The organism is Methylosinus sp. DMC45, assembly GCF_056313885.1.
Genome location: NZ_JBQUZK010000045.1, coordinates 123964 through 145902, shown reverse-complemented (window position 1 = coordinate 145902; position 21939 = coordinate 123964). Strand labels below are relative to the sequence as shown.

The following is a 21939-nucleotide window of genomic DNA, read 5'->3' as shown; positions in this document are numbered from 1 at the left end:
CTCGAATGACCCGCTCCAAGAAAGACATCAAACGCGTCGTTCTCGCCTATTCCGGCGGCCTCGACACCTCGATCATCCTCAAATGGCTGCAGACGACCTATGGCTGCGAGGTGGTGACCTTCACCGCCGATCTCGGCCAGGGCGAGGAATTGGAGCCCGCCCGCGCCAAGGCCGAGCTGCTGGGCGTCAAGCCCGAGCACATCTTCATCGAGGATTTGCGCGAGGAGTTCGTCCGCGATTTCGTCTTCCCCATGTTCCGCGCCAACGCCCAATATGAGGGGCTCTATCTGCTCGGAACGTCGATCGCGCGCCCGCTCATCGCCAAGAAGCAGATCGAGATCGCCCGCCGGCTCGGCGCCGACGCCGTCTGCCACGGCGCCACCGGCAAGGGCAACGATCAGGTCCGCTTCGAGCTCGGCTATTACGCGCTGGAGCCGGACATCACGGTCATCGCCCCCTGGCGCGAATGGGACCTGACCTCCCGCACCGCGCTCATCGATTTCGCCGAGAAGAACCAGATTCCGATCGCCAAGGACAAGCGCGGCGACGCACCCTTCTCTGTGGACGCCAATCTTCTGCACACCTCTTCGGAGGGCAAGGTGCTCGAGGATCCGGCGGAGGAAGTGCCGGATTATGTCTATTCTCGCACCATCGATCCCGAAAAGGCGCCGGACGTTCCGCAATATGTCACCGTCGATTTCGAGAAGGGCGACGCCGTCGCCGTCGATGGCGTGGCGCTCTCGCCGGCCGCGCTGCTGACCAAGCTCAACGAGCTCGGCCGCGCCCATGGCATAGGGCGGCTCGATCTCGTCGAGAATCGCTTCGTCGGCATCAAGTCGCGCGGCATGTACGAGACTCCCGGCGGCGCCATTCTGCTCATCGCCCATCGCGGCATAGAGAGCGTGACGCTGGATCGCGGCGCGGCACATCTGAAAGACGAGATCATGCCGAAATACGCCGAGCTGATCTACAACGGCTTCTGGTTCGCGCCGGAGCGCGAGATGCTGCAGGCCTTGATCGACAAGAGCCAGGAGCTCGTCACCGGCCGCGTGCGGCTGAAGCTCTACAAGGGCTCCGTCCATGTCGTCGGCCGCGAGAGCCCCTATTCGCTCTACGACAAGGAGCTCGTCACCTTCGAGGAGGGCGCGGTGGCCTATGACCATCGCGACGCCGAGGGCTTCATCAAGCTCAACGCGCTGCGCCTGCGCACGCTGGCCAAGCGCGGCGCCCGCGGCGCGAAAGCGAAGCCTTGAGGCCGAGCTGAGAAAGAAGCGTTTCCGGTCGGACACGGGCCGGAAACGCTCGGGACCAGAAACGCTCCCGCCTCCACGACTTTGCCTTCGATAAATCGAGAAACGGTCGCACTATATGAGGAAGTTCGGCTTCGCAACCGAGGCTGATCCCATGCTGCGAACCATTCTCGTAGCGCTGATCGTCTGCCTCGCCCTCGTCGGCGGGGCGGCGACGGCGCTTTATCTCTATAACCGTCCGACGGAGCTGCGGGTCGCCGTCGCCCAGGGCGCGCAGGACTACCGCCTGCTCACCGCGGCGGCGCAGGCCTTCTCGCATCAGCACGAGCCGGTGCGGCTGAAGGTCGTGCCGGTCGCCGACTCCGCCGCCGCGGCGGCCGCGCTCGAGCAGGGCTCGGTCGATCTCGCCGTGGCGCGCAGCGACGCGCTGCCGCCCTCCGCGCAGGCCATCGTCGTCCTGCATCGCAACGCCGCCGTGCTGGTCGCGCCGAGCGGCTCCAAGATCAAGCGCGTCGCCGATCTGCGCGGCAAGAAGATCGGCGTCGTCCAGGAGATCGTCAGCGGCCGCGGCAATGTCCGGCTGCTCGAGACAATCCTGGCTCAATATGACATTCCCGAGCAAGGATTTGCGACAGTCACGCTGCAGCCGGGGGAGGTCGAGGCGGCGCTGCGGGCGCGCAAGGTCGACGCCATATTTCTGGTCGCCGTCCCGCAGATCGGCTCGGCGAGTGAGATCATTCACCAGATCGTCGCCGGCGCCGGCAAGCCGCCGGTCTTCCTGCCCGTGTCGGAAGCTCAGGCCATCGCCAAGCGTTATCCGACCCTCGAATCGACCGAGATCGTCCACGGAGCCTTCGGCGGCGACCCGCCGCGCCCGGACAAGGCGCTGGAGACGACCAGCGTCGCCGTCCTTCTCGTCGGACGCGCCTCGATCCCGGCGAGCGTCGCCGGGGAGGCGACGCGCCAGTTCCTCACCCATAGATCGACCATCGCCGCGCTCGCGCCGCTCGCCAACAATATAGAGGCGCCCTCGACCGACAAGAATGCGGCGGTCCCGGCGCATCAGGGCGCGATCGACTTCATCGACGGCAACGAGCGCGGATTCTTCGACAAATACAGCGACTTCTTCTATCTCGGCGCGATGCTCGCCTCGCTGCTCGGCTCGGCCGCGGCGGCGCTCGCCAGCCGCATGCGGACGAAGACGCATCAGCGCTCCGAGCAGCTGATCGAGCGCCTGCTCGAGATTCTGCCCGCCGCCCGCGCCGCCCAGGACTTCGCCGAGCTCGACAGCTATGAGCGCGAGCTGGACCAGGCGCTGGTCAGCTCCGTCGCCGATCTGCGCCTGCGCAATATGGACGGAACGGCGCTGCATGTCGTCTCCCTGGCGCTGGACCAGGCGCGGCTCGCGATACAGGAGCGCCGCCGCACGCTCTGCGAGACGCAGAGCGAGGGCTCGGTGACGCCGTTCAAGAGCATTCGCATCGCGGAATAGCGCAACTCTGTGCGCCAGCGCACAGAACGGGAGAGTTCTCGGAGCATAATTCGACCGTGGCGCGGCATTTTTCCCGCGCAAATCTTTTTTCACGATCGAATGGAGCGCGCGATGTTTCGACCCACGGGTCCCGGCAAGGTCGAGATCGACCCGATGTTCAGCGGCGCCGGCATGTTGAAGGCTCTGCTCTATAATTTCGACTTCGACGATTTCGACAAGCGCAAGTTTCGTCCGCTGAAGACGGAGCACCAGAAGTTTCTTGCCGAGCGCGTCGTGCCGCTTCTCGAGCATAATCACGGATTCGTCTGGATGACCGGCTCGGCGAGCCGCATCGGAACCAATGACTGGAATATGGAGACCTCCATGGTCCGGGTGGGGACGGTCCAGGCCTATCTCCTCGATCATGGCGTCGAGGGGAGCCAAATCGAGCCCAACGCCATCGGCGAGGAAGAGGCGCAGACCCATGCGCTCGATGACGAGCGCGACCGGGCGGTCCGGCTCTGGGTCATGCCCAAGCTCCGAACCGATCCGCGGCCGCCGAAGAAGGTTCCGCCCCGGCCGAAGATCAGCCAGAAATTCCGAATCGCCATGGTGACGGCCGTCTCCGCGGCCCATGCCTCGCGGCTGGCGAAATTCATGCGGCTCAAGCTCGGCGGCGGGCCATTGGTCGACTTCGCCGTTTTCACCGTCTGGGACACGACCAATAATATCGCCTGCATGTATGTCTATGTCGGCCTCGGGCTCGGCGTCGGACTTCCGTCCCTGCCCTCGGGATCCGTCACCACCCATGGACCGTGGAATGATTTCACCACCGAAAAGCCGATGGCCGTCGGGCAGTTCGGCCGCTGGTCCCGCTTCACCACCGCCGGAGTCGGCAGCCATTCCGTCAATTGGATCACCATCGAGACCCCGAGAGGGATCGACAATGTCTATGAGCGGATCGACACGGGCGTGACCTATGGCGTCGGAATGTCCTCCTCGATCGGGGATTTCATCCGGGCGACGCAGCCGGAGCGTTTCTCCGGGCCGTGACCCCGCCGCGCCCCCGCCGCGGGCGCGGCCGACGCTCGGCGAACCTCGCCGCAACGCTTCCCATTCGCGTCGCGCTCCTGTATGAGATGCCGCACTGCAAAAAGCCGCGGTCCGCCTCGCGCCCGAAAGGAGCGCCGGGCCGCGCTTCGCCCGCGAACCGATCGGCCCTAATCTCATGAAGCTCCGCAACATCGCCATCATCGCCCACGTCGACCACGGCAAGACGACGCTCGTCGACCAGCTGCTCCGGCAATCGGGCGCCTTCCGCGAGAATCAGCGGGTCGCCGAGCGGGTGATGGACAGCAACGATCTCGAGAAAGAGCGCGGCATCACCATCATGGCCAAGGCGACCTCCATCGCCTGGAAGGACACGCGCATCAATATCGTCGACACCCCCGGCCACGCCGATTTCGGCGGCGAGGTGGAGCGCATCCTCTCCATGGTGGACGGCGCCATCGTGCTGGTGGACGCGGCCGAAGGCCCGATGCCGCAGACCAAATTCGTCGTCGGCAAGGCGCTGAAGATCGGCCTGAAGCCGATCGTCGCCATCAACAAGGTGGACAAGCCCGACGCCCGCATCAGCGAGGTGGTGAATGAGGTGTTCGACCTCTTCGCCGCGCTGGACGCCACCGACGAGCAGCTCGACTTCCCGATCATCTACGGGTCCGCCAAGCAGGGCTGGATGGCCGAGGAGCCGACCGGCCCGCAGGACGGCATGGCCCCGCTGTTCGATCTCGTCATCAAGCATGTGCCGGAGCCCAAGATCGAGGAAGGCGGCTTCCGCATTCTCGGCACGCTGCTCGAGGCCAACCCCTATCTCGGCCGCATCATCACCGGCCGCGTCTTCGCCGGCAGCGTGAAGCCCAATCAGGCGGTGAAGGTGCTGGACCGCTCCGGCAAGATCGTCGAGCAGGGCCGCGTCTCCAAGATTCTCGCCTTCCGCGGCATCGAGCGCCAGCCGATCGACGAGGCCGAGGCGGGCGACATCGTCGCCATCGCCGGCCTCGAGAAGTTCAACGTCGCCGACACGCTCTGCGCGCTCGAGGTCAATGAGCCGCTGCAGGCGCAGCCGATCGACCCGCCGACCCTCTCCATGACCTTCCTCGTCAACGACTCGCCGCTCGCCGGCACAGAGGGCGACAAGGTCACGAGCCGCATGATCCGCGCCCGCCTGTTCAAGGAGGCCGAGGGCAATGTGGCGCTGCGCGTCGAGGATTCGCCCGGCGGCGAGAGCTTCATCGTCTCCGGCCGCGGCGAATTGCAGCTCGCCATTCTGATCGAGACCATGCGCCGCGAGGGCTTCGAGCTCGGCGTCTCCCGTCCGAAAGTCGTGTTCCAGAAGGATGAGGCCGGCGAGATTCTGGAGCCGATCGAGGAGGTCGTGATCGACGTCGACGAGGAGCATTCCGGCGTCGTCGTGCAGAAAATGTCCGAGCGCAAGGCCGAGATGATCGAGATGCGCCCCTCGGGCGGCAATCGCCTGCGCCTCGTCTTCCATGCGCCGACGCGCGGCCTCATCGGCTATCAGGGCGAGCTTCTCACCGACACGCGCGGCACGGCGATCATGAACCGCCTGTTCCACGAATATGCGCCCTATAAGGGAGAAATCGCCGGCCGCCGCAATGGCGTGCTGATCTCCAACGAGCAGGGCGAGGCCGTCGCCTACGCCATGTGGAAGCTCGAGGATCGCGGCCCGATGATGATCGAGCCGGGCTGGAAGGTCTATCGCGGCATGATCGTCGGCGAGCATACGCGCGACAACGACCTCGAGATCAACGTCCTCAAGGGCAAGCAGCTGACCAATATCCGCGCCGCCGGCAAGGACGAGGCTGTGCGCCTCACCCCGCCGATCAAGATGACGCTGGAGAAGGCGCTGGCCTATATCGAGGACGACGAGCTGGTGGAGATCACGCCCAAGTCGATCCGCCTGCGCAAGACCTACCTCGACCCCAATGAGCGCAAGCGCGCGCGCGGCAAGACCGCCGCTATAGCGTAAATCGCGACGCGCGCTTCCTTCGCCCTCGAATGCGAGAAGGAAGCGCGCCTCACGCCGCCAGCGGCATGCGGCACGCGCTGAGCGCGCGCAAATATCCATCCATCCAATTGAAGGAATCGTGCTTGCGCACGCGCGCGAGCAGCGCCGCGTGACGCTGCCGGCGTTCGGCGAGCGGCATCACGATCGCCCTCTGCATCGCATTGGCGACCTCGTCGGCGTCATAAGGATTGACGATCAGCGCTTCCTGCAGCTCCTCCGCCGCGCCGGCGAAGCGCGACAGCACCAGCACGCCGGGATTCTCGGCGTCCTGCGCCACGACATATTCCTTGGCGACGAGATTCATGCCGTCGCGCAGCGGCGTCACCAGCCCCACTTGTGAGCCGCGATAGAGCGCCGCCAGAGTGTCGCGATCGACGCGGCGATGCAGATAGCGCACCGGCGTCCAGTCGAAATCGCCGAACTGCCCGTTGATCTCGCCCGACAGCGCCTCCAGCTCGTGGCGAATATCGGCATAGGCCTGCACATCCTCGCGCGTCGGCGGCGCAATCTGCATCAGCGTCACCGCCTTGCAATTCTGCGGATAGATTTCGAGCAGACGCTTGAAGGAGCGCAAGCGATCCGGCAAGCCTTTGGTGTAGTCCAGCCGATCGACGCCGATGACATTTATGCGCGGCTCGCCGGCGCGATGCAGCCTTTCGATACGCTTGGCGGCGCTCGGGCTCTCCGCCATGGCGGCGAAAGAATCGACGTCGATGCCGACAGGGAAGACAGACGCCGTCACCGTCTTGCCGCCGACGCGCACGAGATCGGGCGTCAGCATCTCGCCCTGCATGAAGTCGCACATGAAGCGCAAGAAATTGGCTTGATCGGTCTTGGTCTGAAAGCCCACGAGATCATATTCGACCAGCGCGCTCATCAGCCATTCGTGCTCCGGCATGGCGCAGAGCACATCCGGCGGCGGAAACGGAATATGCAGAAAAAAGCCGATACGATTGGAGACGCCGCGCTCGCGCAGCGCCGCGCCGAGCGGAATGAAATGATAATCATGCACCCAGACGAGATCATTGCTCTTGAGCATGGGCGCCACCTTTTCCGCAAAGCGATCATTGACGCGGCGATAGCCGTCGGTCGCCTCTTGCGTGAAGCGCGCGAGATCGAGCCTGTAATGATGCACGGGCCATAGCGCCGCATTGGCGAAGCCGAGATAATAATCGCGATAATCCCGCTCGGTGAGCGGCATTGTGGCGAGCGTCAGCTCGTCGAATTTCACGCGCGAGACGTCGATATCCGCATCGTCCGGCACGATCTCGCCATTCCAGCCGAACCATACGCCGCCGCGCTTGCGCAGAGCGTCGAGAATGCACACCGCGAGTCCGCCGGCGGCCTGGCTGCAGCCGGGATCGGCGACGCGGTTCGAGACGACGACCAGGCGTTTCATATGGCTTTCTCCCAAGAACGCGACAGCCTCATGGCGCAGTTGATGACGCCGACCATGGAATAGGTCTGCGGATAGTTTCCCCAGGCTTCGCCGGTTTTGACGTCTATGTCCTCGGACATCATGCCGAGCCGATTGCGTTGGGCGAGCAGCGCCTCGAAATAATCGCGCGCCTCCTCGCGCCGGCCCATGCGGGCGAGCGCGTCGATGCGCCAGAAGGAACAGGTGGTGAAGGCCGTCGTCGGCTCGCCGAAATCATCGGCCGCCTCATAGCGCATCATATGCGCGCCGCGGCCGAGCGCGCGCTCGATCTGCTCGAGCGTCGAAACCATGCGCGGATCATTGGGGTCGATGAAGCCGACCTCCGTCATCAGCAGCACGCCGGCGTCGAGATATTCGCCATCGAGCGATTCGACGAAAGCCTGGCGCTTCTGCGACCAGGCGCGCTCGAGAATCACCTGCTTGATGCGCTCGGCCTCGACGCGCCAATCTCGCGCGCGCTCCGGCTCGCCGATGTAATCGGCGATGCGCGCGAGCCGGTCGGCCGCCGCCCAGCACATGAGGCTGGACGTCGTGTGTATGCGCGCGCGCGAGCGCAGCTCCCACATGCCGGCGTCGGGCTTGTCGTAGCAGGCGAGCGCCTGCCGGCCCATATCCTCGAGCCGCAGGAAATCCATGCGCGTCGGCGGCGACAGCAGGCGCCGGTCGAGAAAGGCCTGCGCGACGCCGAGTATCACATTGCCGTAAGAATCGTGCTGAAAATGCTGATAGGCCTGATTGCCGACGCGCACCGGCCCCATGCCGCGATAGCCGGGAAGATTGGGGATGATGCGCTCGGTGAGCTCCGATTCGAGCCCGAGACCATAGACCGGCTGAATATGCGAGCCCGCCGCCGAGGCGACGACATTCATCAGCCAATCGAAATAATTCTCCATCTTGCGCATCGCCGCCATGCGATTGAGCGCGCGCACCACGAAATATGCGTCGCGCACCCAGCAATAGCGATAATCCCAATTGCGCTGCGTGTCCGGCGCCTCGGGAATGCTCGTCGTCAGCGCCGCGACAATGGCGCCGGTTCCTTCATAGGTGCAGAGCTTCAGCGTGATCGCCGCGCGCAGCACGGCGCTCTGCCATTCGAAGGGAATCGCCAGCCGATGCACCCAGCGGCGCCAATAGTCGCGCGTGCGCTCCTCGAAATTGCGCGCCGTATGCGCAATCCCCTCGTGCAATGTCTCGTCCGGGCCGAGCACGAGATCGATCGGGCTGCTCAGATTGAACAGCGTCTCCTCGCGCACATAATCGAGCGGCGCATTGGTGGTGAGCCGCAACACCGAATGCGGGCCGACATAACGAATATGATGCGAGCCGAAGGTGAGGCTGGGAAGAGCCGCGCCGTAATCGTAGCGCGGGCGCAGCCGAATGCGAATGCGCGGCGTGCCGGACACCGGCGTCAGCCGGCGGATCAGCATGTTGGGATGATAGAGACGATCGCGCCAGAAAAAGCGCGGCGCGAAATCGGTGACGCGAACAGAGCCCTGCTTGCCATGCAGCACCGTCTCCAGCACCGCCGTGTTGCCGCAATAGTCCTGCTCGCTGTGCACGCGATCCTCGAGATCGATCGCGAAGAAGCCCCCGTCCTCCATGTCCGGCGGCGAGCCGAGCAGGCTGTGGAACACGGGATCGCCGTCGAAGCGCGGCAGGCAGCACCACACGACGCTGGCGTCGCGATCTATGAGCGCGGCGAAAGAGCAATTGCCGACCACGCCGAGCTCGAGATCGCTGATCTTGCGCTCATGATTCTGCGCATCGCTCATCGCGCGCGCTCCGCCTGCGACGCGCGCGCGAGATCGGCGAGCCAGCGATGCAATTCGCGCAAATCCGCCGCTCTATAACGCGCCAGTGTGGCGCTTCTCCCCACTTTGATGGAGAGCCCGCCGAGCGCATTGACGGCGCTGAAGGCGACCTCGTCGGTCACGTCGTCGCCGGCGAAAATCGGCATGCGGCCGCGAAACGGCGCTTCTTTCGAGAAGGCCTCTATGACATCGCCCTTGTCCGCCCCTTGCAGACGAATCTCGAAGACCTTCTTGCCCGGCAGAATCTCAAGATCGGGACGCTCTCGCGCCGCGCGCTCGGCGATGGCGCGGCACTTCTCCTCGAGCTCCGGCCGAAGACGATAATGGAGCGCCACCGCGCCTGTCTTGCGCTCGACGACGACGCCCTCCTCGCCGCCGATCTCCGCCGTGATGACGCGAAAGACCGAGTCGAGATCGCCGCCGGCTGCAGCGGCGCCATGCATGCGCCCGCCGGCGTCGCGACGCTGCAGTCCATGCACGCCGGCGACGGGAAGCCGCAACGGGCTGAGCAAGGCGTCGATGACGGCGATGTCGCGGCCGGAGACGACGGCCAGCGCATCGCCGGCCGCGCGCCGCAAAGCGCCGAGAAGCTCGATCGTCGCCGCATCGACCTGCACGGCTTCCGGCCGCTCGGCGATTTCCGCGACCGTGCCGTCGAGATCGAGAAACAGCGCGAAGCGACCGATATCGTCGACATTTGGCAACATTATTCGAGCGTCCCCTCTGGCCGCCTCTTGCCGCAGCGACCTTTCATGCTCATGTCGAATGAAAGGAACGGCGACGTTCGCGCCGCGCGCGCTCGTGATCCGCGTGTTCCCGCCCTCGCTTGCGAGACAACTATGGACGACTCCCACCTTTTCAATGACGACATGCGACCATGATGACAGCCGAGCTCGCGTCTCTTCCACGCGAGCCGACATCGCTCGGGACAGATGACATGCCGGAGCCGGAGCCGTTTCACGCGCCTTGGTTTCCCGCCGATGAAGAAATCGCGGCGAAATTGCTGTCGCAGCCGCTCGATGCGGAGCAGAACGCCCGCATCGAGCGGCTCGCGCGACGTCTGCTCGCCGCGATGCGCGCGCCAAAGAGCATGGCCTCTGTCGAGGCTCTGCTGCAGGAATATTCGCTGTCGACGCGCGAAGGACTCGCGCTGATGGCGCTCGCCGAATCGCTGCTCCGCGTGCCCGACGATTCCACTCTCGATCTTCTGATTGCCGACAAGCTCGCCGCCGGCGCCTTCGATCGCCACTCGCCGGCCTCCGATGCGCTGCTGGTGCAAGCCGCCGCCTTCGCGCTCGGCCTATCGACGAAGATTTTCGCCGCGGATGAGACTCCGCGCGGACTCGTCGCGCAAGCCGCGCGACGTCTCGGCGCGCCCGCGCTACGCGGCGCCGCGCGGCAAGCGATGAAGCTGATGGGCGGCCATTTCGTGCTCGGCCAGACGATCGACGAAGCGCTCGCGCGCGCCGCCGCCGATGAGCGCTGGCGCTATTCTTTCGACATGCTCGGCGAAGGCGCACGCAGCGCAGCAGACGCCGAACGCTATTTTGCCGCCTATGCGGCGGCGATCGAGGCCATAGGCGCAAAGGCGGGCGCATGCGCGCTTCCGCAGCGGCCGGGCGTCTCCGTCAAGCTCTCTGCGCTGCATCCGCGCTTCGAGCCATTGTCGCGGGCGCTTGTGCTGCGCGAACTGACGCCGCGGCTGCTCGAGCTCGCGCGCCTCGCCCGCGCGCACGATCTCGTCTTCACCGTCGACGCCGAGGAGGCGGATCGTCTCGAGCTGTCGCTCGACGTCATAGACACCGTTGTCGCCGATTCCTCGCTCGCCGGATGGGACGGTTTCGGCCTCGCGATTCAAGCCTATCAGAAGCGCGCCGCCGCGGTGATCGGCCATATGGAGGCGCTCGCGAAAGCGCATGATCGCCGCTTCATGGTCCGCCTCGTCAAAGGCGCCTATTGGGATACGGAGATCAAGCGCGCGCAGGAGCGCGGCCTCGCCGACTATCCTGTTTTCACGCGCAAGGCGATGACGGATTTGAATTACATCGCTTGCGCCGATCTTCTGCTCGCCGCGCCGCGCATTTTTCCGCAATTCGCGACGCATAACGCCGCCACAGTGGCGACGATCGTCGAGCGCGCGGGCGACCCCACACAATATGAATTCCAGCGCCTGCATGGAATGGGCGAAGATCTGTTCGGCGCGCTTCTCGCAGAGAAGCATGACGCGAGCTGCCGCGTCTATGCGCCGGTCGGCCCGCATCGCGATCTGCTCGCCTATCTCGTGCGGCGGCTCATCGAAAGTGGCGCCAATTCATCCTTCGTCGCGCGCGCCGCCGACTCTGCGACGCCAGAGAGCGAATTGCTCGCTTCGCCCAGCGAGATCATCGGCGAGGCCGCGCGCGCGCGCCATTCGCGCTTGCCGTTCCCCGCCGATCTCTATCGACCCTTGCGCGCGAATTCGAAAGGCGTCGAATTCGGCGATCGTGACGCGCTCGCCGAATTGCTCGCGGAGAGAGACGCCGCGCCCGCCATTTTGCACGCTGCTCCATCGTCAGGGCGCAGCGCGCGCGCCCCACGCGAATTGCGTTCCCCCATCGACTCCTCGCTCATCGGCTCGGTCGTCGAGGCCGACGTCGAAACAGCGCGCGCGGCGATGATCACGGCCGCCCGCGCTTTCCCGCCGTGGGAAGCGACGCCGATCGAAGCGCGCGCCACCACTCTCGAGCGCGCGGCCGATCTCGTCGAGACGCGCCGCGGCGCGCTCATCGCATTGCTGCAAAGGGAAAGCGGCAAGACGCTCGACGATGCGCTCGCGGAGATACGCGAGGCCGCCGATCTCATCCGCTATTATGCGGAGCAGGCGCGACGGCTCTGCGCGGAAGAGAATCTTCCCGGTCCGACGGGCGAAGACAATCGCCTGCGCCGGCGTGGGCGTGGCGTTTTCGTCTGCATCTCGCCATGGAATTTCCCATTGGCGATATTTCTGGGCCAAGTCGCCGCTGCGCTCGCGGCCGGCAATTGCGCCATCGCAAAGCCCGCGGAGCAGACGCCGCTCGTCGCGCGCGAAGCTGTCGCGCTTCTGCATGAGGCCGGCGTTCCGCATGGCGCTCTCCATTATATTCCGGGCGACGGCGCGGTCGGAGCGGCGCTCGTGGCCGATCCTCATGTCGCTGGCGTCGTCTTCACTGGCTCGAGCGAGACCGCGCAATCCATCAACCGCACGCTCGCAGCGTCGAATGGGCCCATCGTTCCGCTCATCGCCGAGACCGGCGGCGTCAATGCGATGATCGTCGATTCCACGGCTCTGCTCGAGCAAGTGGTCGACGACGTCCTCGCATCGGCGTTTCGTTCCGCCGGGCAGCGCTGCTCGGCGCTGCGCCTTCTCTGCCTGCAGGAGGACATCGCCGAGGACGCGCTCGCCATGCTGATTGGCGCGACAAAAGAATTGCGCATCGGCGACCCGCGTGATCCTTCGACACACATCGGTCCCGTCATCGACAGCGCGGCTCGAGCGCGGCTTTGCGATTATCTGACGGAGCGCCGCGCGCAAGGGCGCGTGCTCTACGCCGGCGAGGCGCCGAAGAGCGGCAGCTTCGTCGCGCCACATATCATCCGGCTCGATCGCGCCGGCGATCTGCGCGAGGAGATTTTCGGTCCCGTCCTCCACATTGCGACATGGCGCGCGGAGGATGAAAAGGATTTGTCGACTCTGATCGATGAAATATCGGCGAATGGATTCGGCCTTACAATGGGCCTGCACACGCGCATAGAAGCGCGCATGCGCATGTTCGCCGAGGCCACGCCGGCCGGCAATCTCTATGTCAATCGCAACATGATCGGAGCCGTGGTCGGCAGCCAGCCCTTCGGCGGATCGCGCATGAGCGGCACTGGGCCGAAAGCCGGCGGCCCCGACTATCTGCGCCGCTTCCTGCGCGAGGAGACGGTGACGATCAACACCGCCTCCTTCGGCGGCGACGCGCGGCTGCTGGCGATGAAGGAGTGACTCGAAAGAGGCTCCGCCCGCGGTCTTGAAACGCCGCGCGCGCGCCAAATATTGGCTTCTATCGCGTCCGGGAGGCTCGGGACCGATGCGTCACTGGATTCCTTCGCTCGATTTCGCGCTCGGCGAAACCGCCGATATGTTGCGTGACCAGGTCGAATCATTCGCCGCGCGAGAGATCGCGCCGCGCGCCGCGACGATCGATCGCGAAAACGACTTCCCTTCCGACCTCTGGCTCAAGATGGGCGCGCTCGGCCTGCTCGGCGTCACGGTCGAGGAAGAGTATGGCGGCGCCGGGCTCGGCTATCTCGAGCATGTCGTCATAATGGAGGAGCTGAGCCGCGCTTCCGCTTCCGTCGGCCTCTCCTATGGAGCGCATTCCAATCTCTGCCTCAATCAGCTGCGCCGCAACGGAACATGCGAGCAGAAGCGCCGCTATTTGCCCAAGCTCGTTTCCGGCGAGCATATCGGCGCCCTCGCCATGTCGGAGCCCGACGCCGGCTCGGATGTTGTCAATATGTCGATGCGCGCGGAGAAGCGCGGCGACCGCTATGTGCTGAACGGCGATAAGATGTGGGTGACGAATGGTCCCAACGCCGATGTCGTCATCGTCTATGGCAAGACCGAACCCGCCGCCGGCGCGCATGGCATAACCGCCTTTATCATAGAGAAAGGCTTCAAAGGATTCACGCCCGCGCAAAAGCTCGACAAGCTCGGCATGCGCGGCTCCAACACATGCGAATTGCTGTTCAGCGATTGCGAGGTTCCAGAGGAAAATGTGCTGGGCCTGCCGGAGCGCGGCGTGAATGTGCTGATGAGCGGGCTCGACTACGAGCGCGCCGTTCTCGCCGGAGGACCGATCGGCATCATGCGCGCCTGCATGGATATCGTCGTTCCCTATGTGCATGATCGCAAGCAGTTCGGCCATCCGATCGGCGAGTTCCAGATCATGCAGGCCAAGCTCGCCGACATGTATACGGCGCAAAATGCGGCGCGCGCCTATGTCTATGCCGTCGCGCGCGCCTGCGATCGCGGCCGCACGACGCGCAAGGACGCCGCCGGCGCCATTCTCTTCGCCGCGGAAAGCGCGACGCGCATGGCGCTCGAAGCCATCCAATGCCTCGGCGGCAATGGCTATATCAATGATTATCCGACCGGCCGGCTGCTGCGCGACGCCAAGCTCTATGAGATCGGCGCCGGCACCAGCGAGATTCGTCGCATGCTGATCGGCCGCGAGCTTTATAGCGAAACCGCGTGACGGTCGCGGCGCGCTTCGCCGCGGCGAGAGATTTGGCCAAGAGAGAATTTGGCAATGACTGTTCTCGAAACGAGCTTGGACACGGGCTCCGCGCAATTCGCGGCCAATGCGCAGACGATGCGGAGCCTCGTCGCCGATCTGCGCGCCACGGCGGCGCGCATCGCAGAAGGCGGCGGCGCAGCTGCGCGCGAAAAGCATGTCGCTCGCGGCAAGATGACCGCGCGTGAACGCATCGCCGCGCTCGTCGATCCCATGTCGCCCTTTCTCGAGATCGGCCAATTCGCCGCCTATGATCTCTATGACGGCGAGGCGCCTTGCGCCGGCGTCGTCGCGGGAGTCGGGCGCATTTGCGGCCGCGCCTGCCTGATCCTCGCCAATGACGCGACCGTGAAAGGCGGCGCCTATTTTCCGCTGACCGTGAAAAAGCATTTGCGCGCGCAAGAGATCGCCGCGCAGAATCGCCTGCCTTGCCTCTATCTCGTCGATAGCGGCGGCGCCAATCTGCCGCGGCAGGACGAGGTGTTTCCAGATCGCGATCATTTCGGCCGCATCTTCTACAATCAAGCGCAAATGTCCGCCGCGGGCATTGCGCAGATCGCCATCGTCATGGGCTCTTGCACCGCGGGCGGCGCCTATGTGCCGGCCATGTCGGACGAGTCGATCATCGTGCGCGACACAGGCACGATTTTCCTCGCCGGACCGCCGCTGGTGCGCGCCGCAACCGGCGAGATCGTCACCGCGGAAGAATTGGGCGGCGCTTCAGTGCATGCGCGCAGCTCCGGCGTCGTCGATCATTATGCGGAGAATGACGGCCATGCGCTCGGCATTGCGCGCGACATCGTCGCCACGCTCGGCGCGCCTCCGCCGCCGTCGCTGCAGAAACGCGAGCCGCGCGAGCCGCTCTATGACCCGATGGAAATTTATGGTCTCATCCCCGCCGACCGCCGCCGTCAATATGACGCGCGCGAGCTGATCGCGCGGCTCGTCGACGCGAGCGAGTTCGATGAGTTCAAGAAGCTCTATGGCGAGACGCTCGTCGCCGGCTTCGCGCATATTTGCGGCTATCGCATCGGCGTGCTCGCGAATAATGGCGTGCTGTTCGGCGAAAGCGCGCTCAAGGGCGCGCATTTCATCGAGCTCTGCGCGCAACGCGGGATTCCTCTGCTGTTTCTGCAGAATGTCACCGGCTTCATGGTCGGTCGCGATTATGAGGCGCGCGGCATCGCCAAGGATGGCGCGAAAATGGTGACGGCGGTGGCGACCGCAGCCGTGCCGAAATTTACCGTTATCGTCGGCGGCAGCTTCGGCGCCGGCAATTATGCGATGTGTGGCCGCGCCTATGGTCCACGCTTTCTGTGGAGCTGGCCCAACGCCCGCATCTCCGTCATGGGCGGCGAACAGGCCGCCGATGTTCTCTCCCGCGTGCGCGGCGACAGCTACGCCGCGAAAGGCCGCGACTGGCCGCAAGCCGACCATGACGCCTATCAGGCGCAAATCCGCGCGCAATATGAGCGGCAAGGCCACCCTTATTATGCGAGCGCGCGTCTTTGGGACGACGGCGTCATCGATCCGGCGGATACGCGCCGCGTGCTTGCGCTCTCTCTCGCCACGGCGTCCAATGCGCCGCTCGAGGCGACTCGCTTCGGCCTGTTCCGCATGTGAGGCGCCAATGTCCCTTATTCGCTCGTCCCTCGATTCCCGCGGCGTCGCCACGCTCACGCTCACACGAGCGGAGCGGCGCAATGCGCTGGACCAGGCGATGGTCGTCGAGCTCATCGCGGCGCTCGAATGCGCCGCGCGCGATTCGCAGACGCGCATTCTCACGCTTGCCGGCGACGGCGCCGCCTTTTGCGCCGGCGGCGACATAGAATGGATGAAGCGCGTCGCCGGCGACACGCCGCGCGCCAATGAGGAAGATGCGCTTCTGCTCGCGCGTGCGATGCGCACGCTCGACACCTTGCCCAAGCCGACCATCGCGCGCGTTCATGGCGCGGCCTATGGCGGCGGCGTCGGCCTCGTGGCCTGCTGCGACATCGCCGTCGCGTGCGATACGGCGAGCTTTTGCTTGAGCGAGGCGAGGATCGGCCTCACGCCCTCTGTGATCGGTCCTTATGTTCAGCGCGCGATCGGCATACGCCAAGCGCGACGCTATTTTCTCACCGCCGAGACGATCTCCGCGACGCAGGCGCGCGCGCTCGGCCTCGTTCACGAGATCGCTCCCATTGCAGAGCTGGACGCGCGGCTCGCGCGCATCGTGGAGGCGCTGCTCGCCGGCGCGCCCGGCGCGCAAGCCGAGGCGAAAGATTCCATAGCGCTCCTTGCCGAACGACCGATCGACGAAGCGCTGATGCGCGAGACGGCGCAGCGGATCGCCGCGCGGCGAGCGTCTGCGGAAGGACAGGAAGGTCTCGCCGCTTTCCTCGAGAAGCGCGCCCCCTATTGGAGACGGGATCGCGACGATGTTTCGTAAGATTCTCATCGCCAATCGGGGCGAGATCGCATGCCGCGTGATCGCGACCGCGCGGCGCATGGGCGTCATCGCGGCCGCCGTCTATTCGGACGTCGATGCGCAAGCGCGTCATGTCGCGCTCGCCGACGAAGCCTATCCGCTGGGCGCGGCGCCTCCGCGCGAGAGCTATCTCGCAATCGACAAGATCATCGCCGCCGCGCGCCGCGCGGACGCGCAGGCCGTGCATCCCGGCTATGGCTTTCTCTCCGAGAACGCAGCTTTCGCGGAACGTTGCGCCGAGGCGGGAATCGTCTTCATCGGACCGACGCCGCAAGCCATGCGCCTCATGGGCTCCAAGGCGCGGGCGCGCGCTTTGATGGAGAGCGCCGGCGTGCCGATCGTGCCGGGCTTTCACGGCGCGCAAGATATGGAGAGCCTCGTCGACGCGGCGATGCGCATCGGCTTTTCCGTGCTCGTCAAAGCCTCGGCGGGCGGCGGCGGCAAAGGCATGCGCCGCGTGGAGACGCAAGGCGAGCTGCGCGGCGCGATCGAGAGCGCGAGGCGCGAGGCGGCGTCCGCCTTCGGCGACGATTCGCTGCTGATCGAGAAGGTGCTCGACGGCGCGAGGCATATAGAAGCGCAAATTTTCGGCGATGCGCATGGCGGCCTCGTCGCTTTTCCAGAACGCGACTGCTCGATCCAGCGCCGTCATCAGAAGATCATCGAGGAGACGCCCGCGCCCGGCCTCTCGAGCGCGCTACGATCCGCCTTGCGCGAGGCCGCGCTGGCCGCGGGGCGCGCGGTCGCCTATATCGGCGCCGGAACGGTCGAATTTCTCGTGAAGGACGACAGCTTCTACTTTCTCGAGATGAACACGCGGCTCCAGGTGGAGCATCCGATCACCGAAATGATATCGGGCGTCGATCTCGTCGAATGGCAGCTGCGCGTCGCGTCCGGCGAGGCGCTGCCTGCGCGGCAGGAGGAGATCGCGCCGCATGGACATTCGATCGAAGCGCGGCTCTATGCGGAGGCGCCGGCGCGCGACTTTTTGCCGAGCGTCGGCCGGCTCGAGCACTGGCGCGCGCCGCGTGAGGAGGGCGCGATTCGCGTCGAGACCGGCGTGCGCGAAGGCGATGTGGTGACGCCCTTCTACGATCCGCTGCTCGCCAAGATCGTCGCGCATGGCGCGGATCGAGAGACGGCGTGCGCGAAGCTGGCCGCGGCGCTGCGAGATTGCGAGATCGTCGGTGTGGAGACAAATCTGCTGCTGCTACGCGCAATTCTCGACAGTGGAGCGCATGCGGCCGGCGAGATCGACACGGGATTTCTTCCGCGTCATCTCGAGCTTGTCCTCGCGGGGGCGGAGGCGCCGGACGCGGACGCCGAGACCATAGCGCTCGCGGCAGGCGCCGCCGCTTGGCTGCGTCGTCTTCGCGGCGAGCGCAGCGACGATTCCCCTTGGGACGCGAGCGACGGCTGGCGCCTCAATGGCGCAGCGCAGCAGAAGCTGTTCGTGCGATTCCACGAGCGCGACATTCCCCTGACGATCGAGCCTCTGCCCGAGGGCGCCTTTCGCTTGCAAACGCCGATGTCGCTGCATTGCGTCGAGCTCGACAGCGAGGCGTGTCGCTCTCGCCTGCGCATCGACGGCGTCGCGCGTCGGCTTTCGATCGTCGAGCGCGCAGATGGCTTCATCATCATATGGGATGGGCGCAATCATGAGCTTTCGCTCGTCGATCCGCTCGCGCCGCCGCATGGGGAGCGCGAAGACGATGCGGCGCTCGCGGCGCCGCTGCCTGCGCGCGTCACCGGGCTCTTCGCCAACGTCGGCGAGAGCGTGAAGAAGGGCGCGCCGCTCGTCATGCTCGAGGCGATGAAGATGGAAATCGCATTGTCGGCGCCCCGCGACGGACGCATATCGGAGATTCGGGCGATGATCGGCGATATGGTGAGGCAGGGCGAGCCGCTTATCGTCTTCGCCGAGGGAGAAGCGGCATGACAGGCATTCCGCAGCGCGTGCGCATCGTCGAGGTCGGCCCGCGCGACGGCCTGCAGAATGAGAGCGCGATGGTTCCAGTGGAGACCAAGGTCGCGCTGATCGAGAAGCTGGCCGCGGCGGGGCTGCGCGACATAGAAGCCGGAAGCTTCGTCTCGGCGAGGCGCGTTCCGCAAATGGCGGATACGAAGCGCGTGCTCGCGCATCTGCGTCCGACGCCGCATGTTCATCTGTCCGCGCTCGTTCCCAATATGCGCGGGCTCGAGGAGGCGCTCGCTTGCGGCGTGCGCGGCGTCGCCATTTTCGCGGCGGCGAGCGAGAGCTTTTCGAAAGAAAATATCGGCTGCTCCATCACAGAGAGCCTGACGCGTTATGCGCCTGTCGTCGAAGCGGCGGTCGGCGCTGGGCTCGCGGTGCGCGGCTATATTTCCTGCGCGCTCGGCTGTCCCTATGAAGGCGAGGTGGCGCCGCGCGCGGTGGCGACGCTGGCCCGCGATCTCGCCGCGCTCGGCTGCAGCGAGATTTCGCTCGGCGACACGATCGGCGTCGGCGCGCCTTTGCAGGCGCGGCGGCTCGTGGAAAAGGTCGGACGCGACATTCCAATGGCGCAGATCGCGGTTCATTTTCACGACAGCTATGGTCAGGCGCTCGCCAATATATTCGCTTGCGTCGAGATGGGCGTCGGCATCGTCGACGCATCCGTCGCCGGCCTCGGCGGCTGCCCTTTCGCGCCGGGCGCGAACGGCAATGTCGCAACGGAAGACGTGGTCTATATGCTCGAGCATTCGGGAATCGAGACCGGCGTCGATCTCGCCGCGCTGATCGACGCCGGATCGTTCATTTGTGAAAGTCTCGGGCGCGAGACACAGAGCCGCGTAGCGCGCGCATCGCTGCTCCGGCGCGAGAAGAGGCGCCGCGCATGAGCGATATTCTCGTCTCTCGCACGCGCAAGGTCGGGCGCCTGTCGTTGAACCGGCCGAAGGCGCTGAACAGCCTGACGCTGGATATGGTGCGCGATTTTTCCACCGCGCTCGACTCCTTCGCCGCCGATCGTGAGATCGTCGCCGTCGTGGTGATGGGCGAAGGCCAGCGCGGCTTTTGCGCGGGCGGCGATATTCGCGCGCTCTATGAGCTGCGCAATGGCGACCGCAGCCTCTATGAGACTTTCTGGCGCGAGGAATATCGGCTGAATGCGCGCATCGCCGCTTTTCCGAAACCCTATGTCGCGGCGATGGACGGAATCGTCATGGGCGGCGGCGTCGGGCTGTCGGCGCATGGCAATTTTCGCATCGTCACGGAGCGGACGCGCCTCGCCATGCCGGAGACGGCGATCGGCTTTATTCCCGACGTCGGCGGCTCCTGGCTGCTCACGCGCAATGGCGGCGTCGGGCGCTTCATGGCGCTTTCCGGCATGACGGTCGGTCCGCATGACGCGATCTTCGCCGGGCTCGCCGATGTGCTCGTGGATTCGGCCGCGCTGCCAGAGCTGCTCGCCCTTCTGAGCGACATAAGCGAGGCGGAAGAGCTGCGGCCGCTGCTGGCGCGCTTCGCCAAATCGTCCGGCCTCGGCGCCTTGTCGCGGCACGAGACTTTGCTGCGGCGCGTGACGGCGCATTCGAGCGTCGAGCGCCTCATCGCCGCGCTCGAGACAGAGGGTTCGGAATTCGCGCACGAGGCGGCGGCGACGCTCGCCATGCGCTCGCCGACGAGCCTGAAGGTGACGTTGCAGCTGCTGCGCCGCGCGGCCGACGCGGAAAATCTGGAAGCGTGCCTGCGCCAGGAATTTCGCACGGCTTGCAATCTTCTTTCGACGCATGATCTCTACGAGGGCATTCGCGCCGCCGTCATCGACAAGGATCGCGATCCGCATTGGTCGCCGGCGACGCTCGCGGAAGTGGACGACGCTTCGGTGAAGGCGCTGCTCGACGGCGGCGCGGCGCCGGAACTCGAATTTCGAGCCTGGATATGAGCGAGAGCTTCGATCCCGTGGTCATCATCGGCGCCGCGCGCACGCCGATCGGCGCAATGCTCGGCGAGCTGAAGAGAGTTTCCGCGCCGGAGCTCGGCGCGGCGGCGATTCGCGCCGCGGTGGCGCGCGCCGACGCGCCGACAGATCAGATCGACGATGTGCTCATGGGCTGCGTGCTGACAGCGGGCCTCGGCCAGGCGCCTGCGCGGCAGGCGTCGCTCGCCGCCGGTCTGCCGGAGGCCGCGGGCTGCGTGACGATCAATAAAATGTGCGGCTCCGGCATGAAGGCGATCCAGCTCGCGCATGACCAATTGCTCGCCGGCAGCTCGCACGCCATCGTCGCCGGCGGCATGGAGAGCATGAGCAATGCGCCCTATCTGCTCGAGCGCGCGCGCGAAGGCTTTCGCATGGGGCATAAGAAGCTCCTCGATCATATGTTTCTCGACGGGCTCGAGGACGCCTATGACAAGGGCCGTCTGATGGGCGATTTCGCCGAGGATTGCGCGACGACGCATCAATTCACGCGGCAAATGCAGGATGATTATGCGACGCTCTCGCTCGAGCGCGCGCGGCGTGCGGCGCAGCAGGGCGATTTCGACTGGGAGATCGCGCCGATCGAGGCGCATGAGACGACGATCACGCGCGATGAGTTGCCGGCGAAAGCGAAGATCGAGGCGATCACGAAATTGAAGCCGGTGTTTCGCGAGGGCGGCACGGTGACGGCGGCCAATTCCAGCGCCATTTCCGACGGCGCCGCGGCGCTGACCTTGATGCGGCGGGAGCGCGCCGAGCGCGCCGGCCTCGCGCCGCTGGCGATCATTCGCGCCCATGCGACCCATGCGGGGCCGCCCAATCTGTTTCCGACGGCGCCGATCTCGGCAATGCGCAAGCTCGCCGAGCGCCTCGGCTGGCCGCTGTCGAGCGTCGATCTCTTCGAGATCAACGAGGCTTTCTCCGTCGTCGTGATGGCGGCGATGCGCGAGCTCGATCTGCCGCGCGAAAAGGTGAATGTGCATGGCGGCGCCTGTGCGCTCGGCCATCCGATCGGCGCCTCGGGCGCGCGCATCGTCGTCACTCTGCTCGCGGCGCTGCGCAAATATGGGCTGCGACGCGGCGTCGCCGCGCTCTGCATCGGCGGCGGCGAGGCGGCCGCCGTGGCGATAGAGATCGTGAATTAGAGTGTTTTCGAGCGAAGCGGGAACCGGCTCG

At 65.7% G+C, this 21939-nt stretch carries 15 protein-coding genes; 12 read left to right on the top strand and 3 right to left on the bottom strand.

The window, feature by feature from the left end; translation table 11 throughout:
- The first annotated feature begins 5 nt into the window (after positions 1-5).
- From ACT53T_RS13640 to typA, 4 genes are all read left to right on the top strand, one after another.
- Positions 6-1253, top strand: coding sequence for an argininosuccinate synthase (locus ACT53T_RS13640; protein ID WP_036292899.1), 1248 nt, complete (start codon positions 6-8; stop codon positions 1251-1253).
- Positions 1254-1404: 151 nt separating this feature from the next.
- Complete coding sequence (locus tag ACT53T_RS13635) at positions 1405-2742, top strand: TAXI family TRAP transporter solute-binding subunit (protein ID WP_476161621.1); 1338 nt, start codon at positions 1405-1407, stop codon at positions 2740-2742.
- A gap of 111 nt (positions 2743-2853) precedes the next feature.
- The gene (locus ACT53T_RS13630; RefSeq protein ID WP_476161620.1) at positions 2854-3774 is read left to right on the top strand and encodes an OmpA family protein; all 921 of its coding nucleotides are present in this window, start codon (positions 2854-2856) and stop codon (positions 3772-3774) included.
- Between the two features lie 175 nt (positions 3775-3949).
- Positions 3950-5770 carry a translational GTPase TypA gene (gene typA / locus ACT53T_RS13625; protein WP_476161619.1) on the top strand — a complete coding sequence of 607 codons (1821 nt, stop codon included), beginning with the start codon at positions 3950-3952 and terminating at the stop codon, positions 5768-5770.
- 49 nt (positions 5771-5819) lie between these two features.
- On the opposite strand, the gene otsA is transcribed toward typA, so the two are convergent.
- Genes otsA through otsB form a run of 3 tightly spaced genes read right to left on the bottom strand, consistent with a single transcriptional unit; the run spans position 5820 to position 9765 of the window.
- Positions 5820-7208: an alpha,alpha-trehalose-phosphate synthase (UDP-forming) gene (otsA, locus tag ACT53T_RS13620; RefSeq protein WP_476161618.1), complete on the bottom strand. Its 1389-nt coding sequence runs from the start codon at positions 7206-7208 to the stop codon at positions 5820-5822.
- On the bottom strand, positions 7205-9019 hold the full coding sequence (locus ACT53T_RS13615) for a glycoside hydrolase family 15 protein (RefSeq protein ID WP_400765669.1): 1815 nt from the start codon (positions 9017-9019) through the stop codon (positions 7205-7207). Before ACT53T_RS13615 ends, otsA begins: the two co-directional genes overlap by 4 nt.
- Complete coding sequence (otsB, locus tag ACT53T_RS13610) at positions 9016-9765, bottom strand: trehalose-phosphatase (RefSeq protein WP_476161617.1); 750 nt, start codon at positions 9763-9765, stop codon at positions 9016-9018. The genes ACT53T_RS13615 and otsB overlap by 4 nt, the downstream gene beginning before the upstream one ends.
- Before the next feature lie 230 nt (positions 9766-9995).
- On the opposite strand from otsB, the gene putA reads away from it, so the two are divergent.
- From putA to ACT53T_RS13570, 8 genes are all read left to right on the top strand, one after another.
- The gene (gene putA / locus ACT53T_RS13605) at positions 9996-13061 is read left to right on the top strand and encodes a bifunctional proline dehydrogenase/L-glutamate gamma-semialdehyde dehydrogenase PutA (protein WP_476161616.1); all 3066 of its coding nucleotides are present in this window, start codon (positions 9996-9998) and stop codon (positions 13059-13061) included.
- An 85-nt stretch (positions 13062-13146) separates the two neighbouring features.
- Entirely contained in the window at positions 13147-14316 is a 1170-nt protein-coding gene (locus tag ACT53T_RS13600) for an isovaleryl-CoA dehydrogenase (RefSeq protein ID WP_476161615.1), read from the top strand.
- 54 nt (positions 14317-14370) lie between these two features.
- A complete protein-coding gene (locus tag ACT53T_RS13595; RefSeq protein WP_476161614.1) occupies positions 14371-15978 on the top strand; it encodes a carboxyl transferase domain-containing protein in 1608 nt (535 codons plus the stop codon).
- A gap of 7 nt (positions 15979-15985) precedes the next feature.
- The gene (locus ACT53T_RS13590) at positions 15986-16786 is read left to right on the top strand and encodes an enoyl-CoA hydratase-related protein (protein ID WP_476161613.1); all 801 of its coding nucleotides are present in this window, start codon (positions 15986-15988) and stop codon (positions 16784-16786) included.
- On the top strand, positions 16776-18764 hold the full coding sequence (locus tag ACT53T_RS13585) for an acetyl/propionyl/methylcrotonyl-CoA carboxylase subunit alpha (RefSeq protein WP_476161612.1): 1989 nt from the start codon (positions 16776-16778) through the stop codon (positions 18762-18764). Before ACT53T_RS13590 ends, ACT53T_RS13585 begins: the two co-directional genes overlap by 11 nt.
- Positions 18761-19684, top strand: a complete 924-nt coding sequence (locus ACT53T_RS13580; RefSeq protein ID WP_476161611.1) for a hydroxymethylglutaryl-CoA lyase — start codon at positions 18761-18763, stop codon at positions 19682-19684. The genes ACT53T_RS13585 and ACT53T_RS13580 overlap by 4 nt, the downstream gene beginning before the upstream one ends.
- Positions 19681-20730: an enoyl-CoA hydratase/isomerase family protein gene (locus tag ACT53T_RS13575; protein WP_476161610.1), complete on the top strand. Its 1050-nt coding sequence runs from the start codon at positions 19681-19683 to the stop codon at positions 20728-20730. Before ACT53T_RS13580 ends, ACT53T_RS13575 begins: the two co-directional genes overlap by 4 nt.
- Positions 20727-21908: an acetyl-CoA C-acyltransferase gene (locus ACT53T_RS13570; RefSeq protein WP_476161609.1), complete on the top strand. Its 1182-nt coding sequence runs from the start codon at positions 20727-20729 to the stop codon at positions 21906-21908. Before ACT53T_RS13575 ends, ACT53T_RS13570 begins: the two co-directional genes overlap by 4 nt.
- Positions 21909-21939 lie beyond the last annotated feature (31 nt).

What these genes read in the sequence shown, in the direction of transcription:
- ACT53T_RS13640 (WP_036292899.1), top strand. Translation starts at nt 6, where the DNA reads ATGACCCGCTCCAAGAAAGACATCAAACGCGTCGTTCTCGCCTATTCC.
- ACT53T_RS13635 (WP_476161621.1), top strand. Translation starts at nt 1,405, where the DNA reads ATGCTGCGAACCATTCTCGTAGCGCTGATCGTCTGCCTCGCCCTCGTC.
- ACT53T_RS13630 (WP_476161620.1), top strand. Translation starts at nt 2,854, where the DNA reads ATGTTTCGACCCACGGGTCCCGGCAAGGTCGAGATCGACCCGATGTTC.
- typA (WP_476161619.1), top strand. Translation starts at nt 3,950, where the DNA reads ATGAAGCTCCGCAACATCGCCATCATCGCCCACGTCGACCACGGCAAG.
- otsA (WP_476161618.1), bottom strand. Translation starts at nt 7,208, where the DNA reads ATGAAACGCCTGGTCGTCGTCTCGAACCGCGTCGCCGATCCCGGCTGC.
- ACT53T_RS13615 (WP_400765669.1), bottom strand. Translation starts at nt 9,019, where the DNA reads ATGAGCGATGCGCAGAATCATGAGCGCAAGATCAGCGATCTCGAGCTC.
- otsB (WP_476161617.1), bottom strand. Translation starts at nt 9,765, where the DNA reads ATGTTGCCAAATGTCGACGATATCGGTCGCTTCGCGCTGTTTCTCGAT.
- putA (WP_476161616.1), top strand. Translation starts at nt 9,996, where the DNA reads ATGCCGGAGCCGGAGCCGTTTCACGCGCCTTGGTTTCCCGCCGATGAA.
- ACT53T_RS13600 (WP_476161615.1), top strand. Translation starts at nt 13,147, where the DNA reads ATGCGTCACTGGATTCCTTCGCTCGATTTCGCGCTCGGCGAAACCGCC.
- ACT53T_RS13595 (WP_476161614.1), top strand. Translation starts at nt 14,371, where the DNA reads ATGACTGTTCTCGAAACGAGCTTGGACACGGGCTCCGCGCAATTCGCG.
- ACT53T_RS13590 (WP_476161613.1), top strand. Translation starts at nt 15,986, where the DNA reads ATGTCCCTTATTCGCTCGTCCCTCGATTCCCGCGGCGTCGCCACGCTC.
- ACT53T_RS13585 (WP_476161612.1), top strand. Translation starts at nt 16,776, where the DNA reads ATGTTTCGTAAGATTCTCATCGCCAATCGGGGCGAGATCGCATGCCGC.
- ACT53T_RS13580 (WP_476161611.1), top strand. Translation starts at nt 18,761, where the DNA reads ATGACAGGCATTCCGCAGCGCGTGCGCATCGTCGAGGTCGGCCCGCGC.
- ACT53T_RS13575 (WP_476161610.1), top strand. Translation starts at nt 19,681, where the DNA reads ATGAGCGATATTCTCGTCTCTCGCACGCGCAAGGTCGGGCGCCTGTCG.
- ACT53T_RS13570 (WP_476161609.1), top strand. Translation starts at nt 20,727, where the DNA reads ATGAGCGAGAGCTTCGATCCCGTGGTCATCATCGGCGCCGCGCGCACG.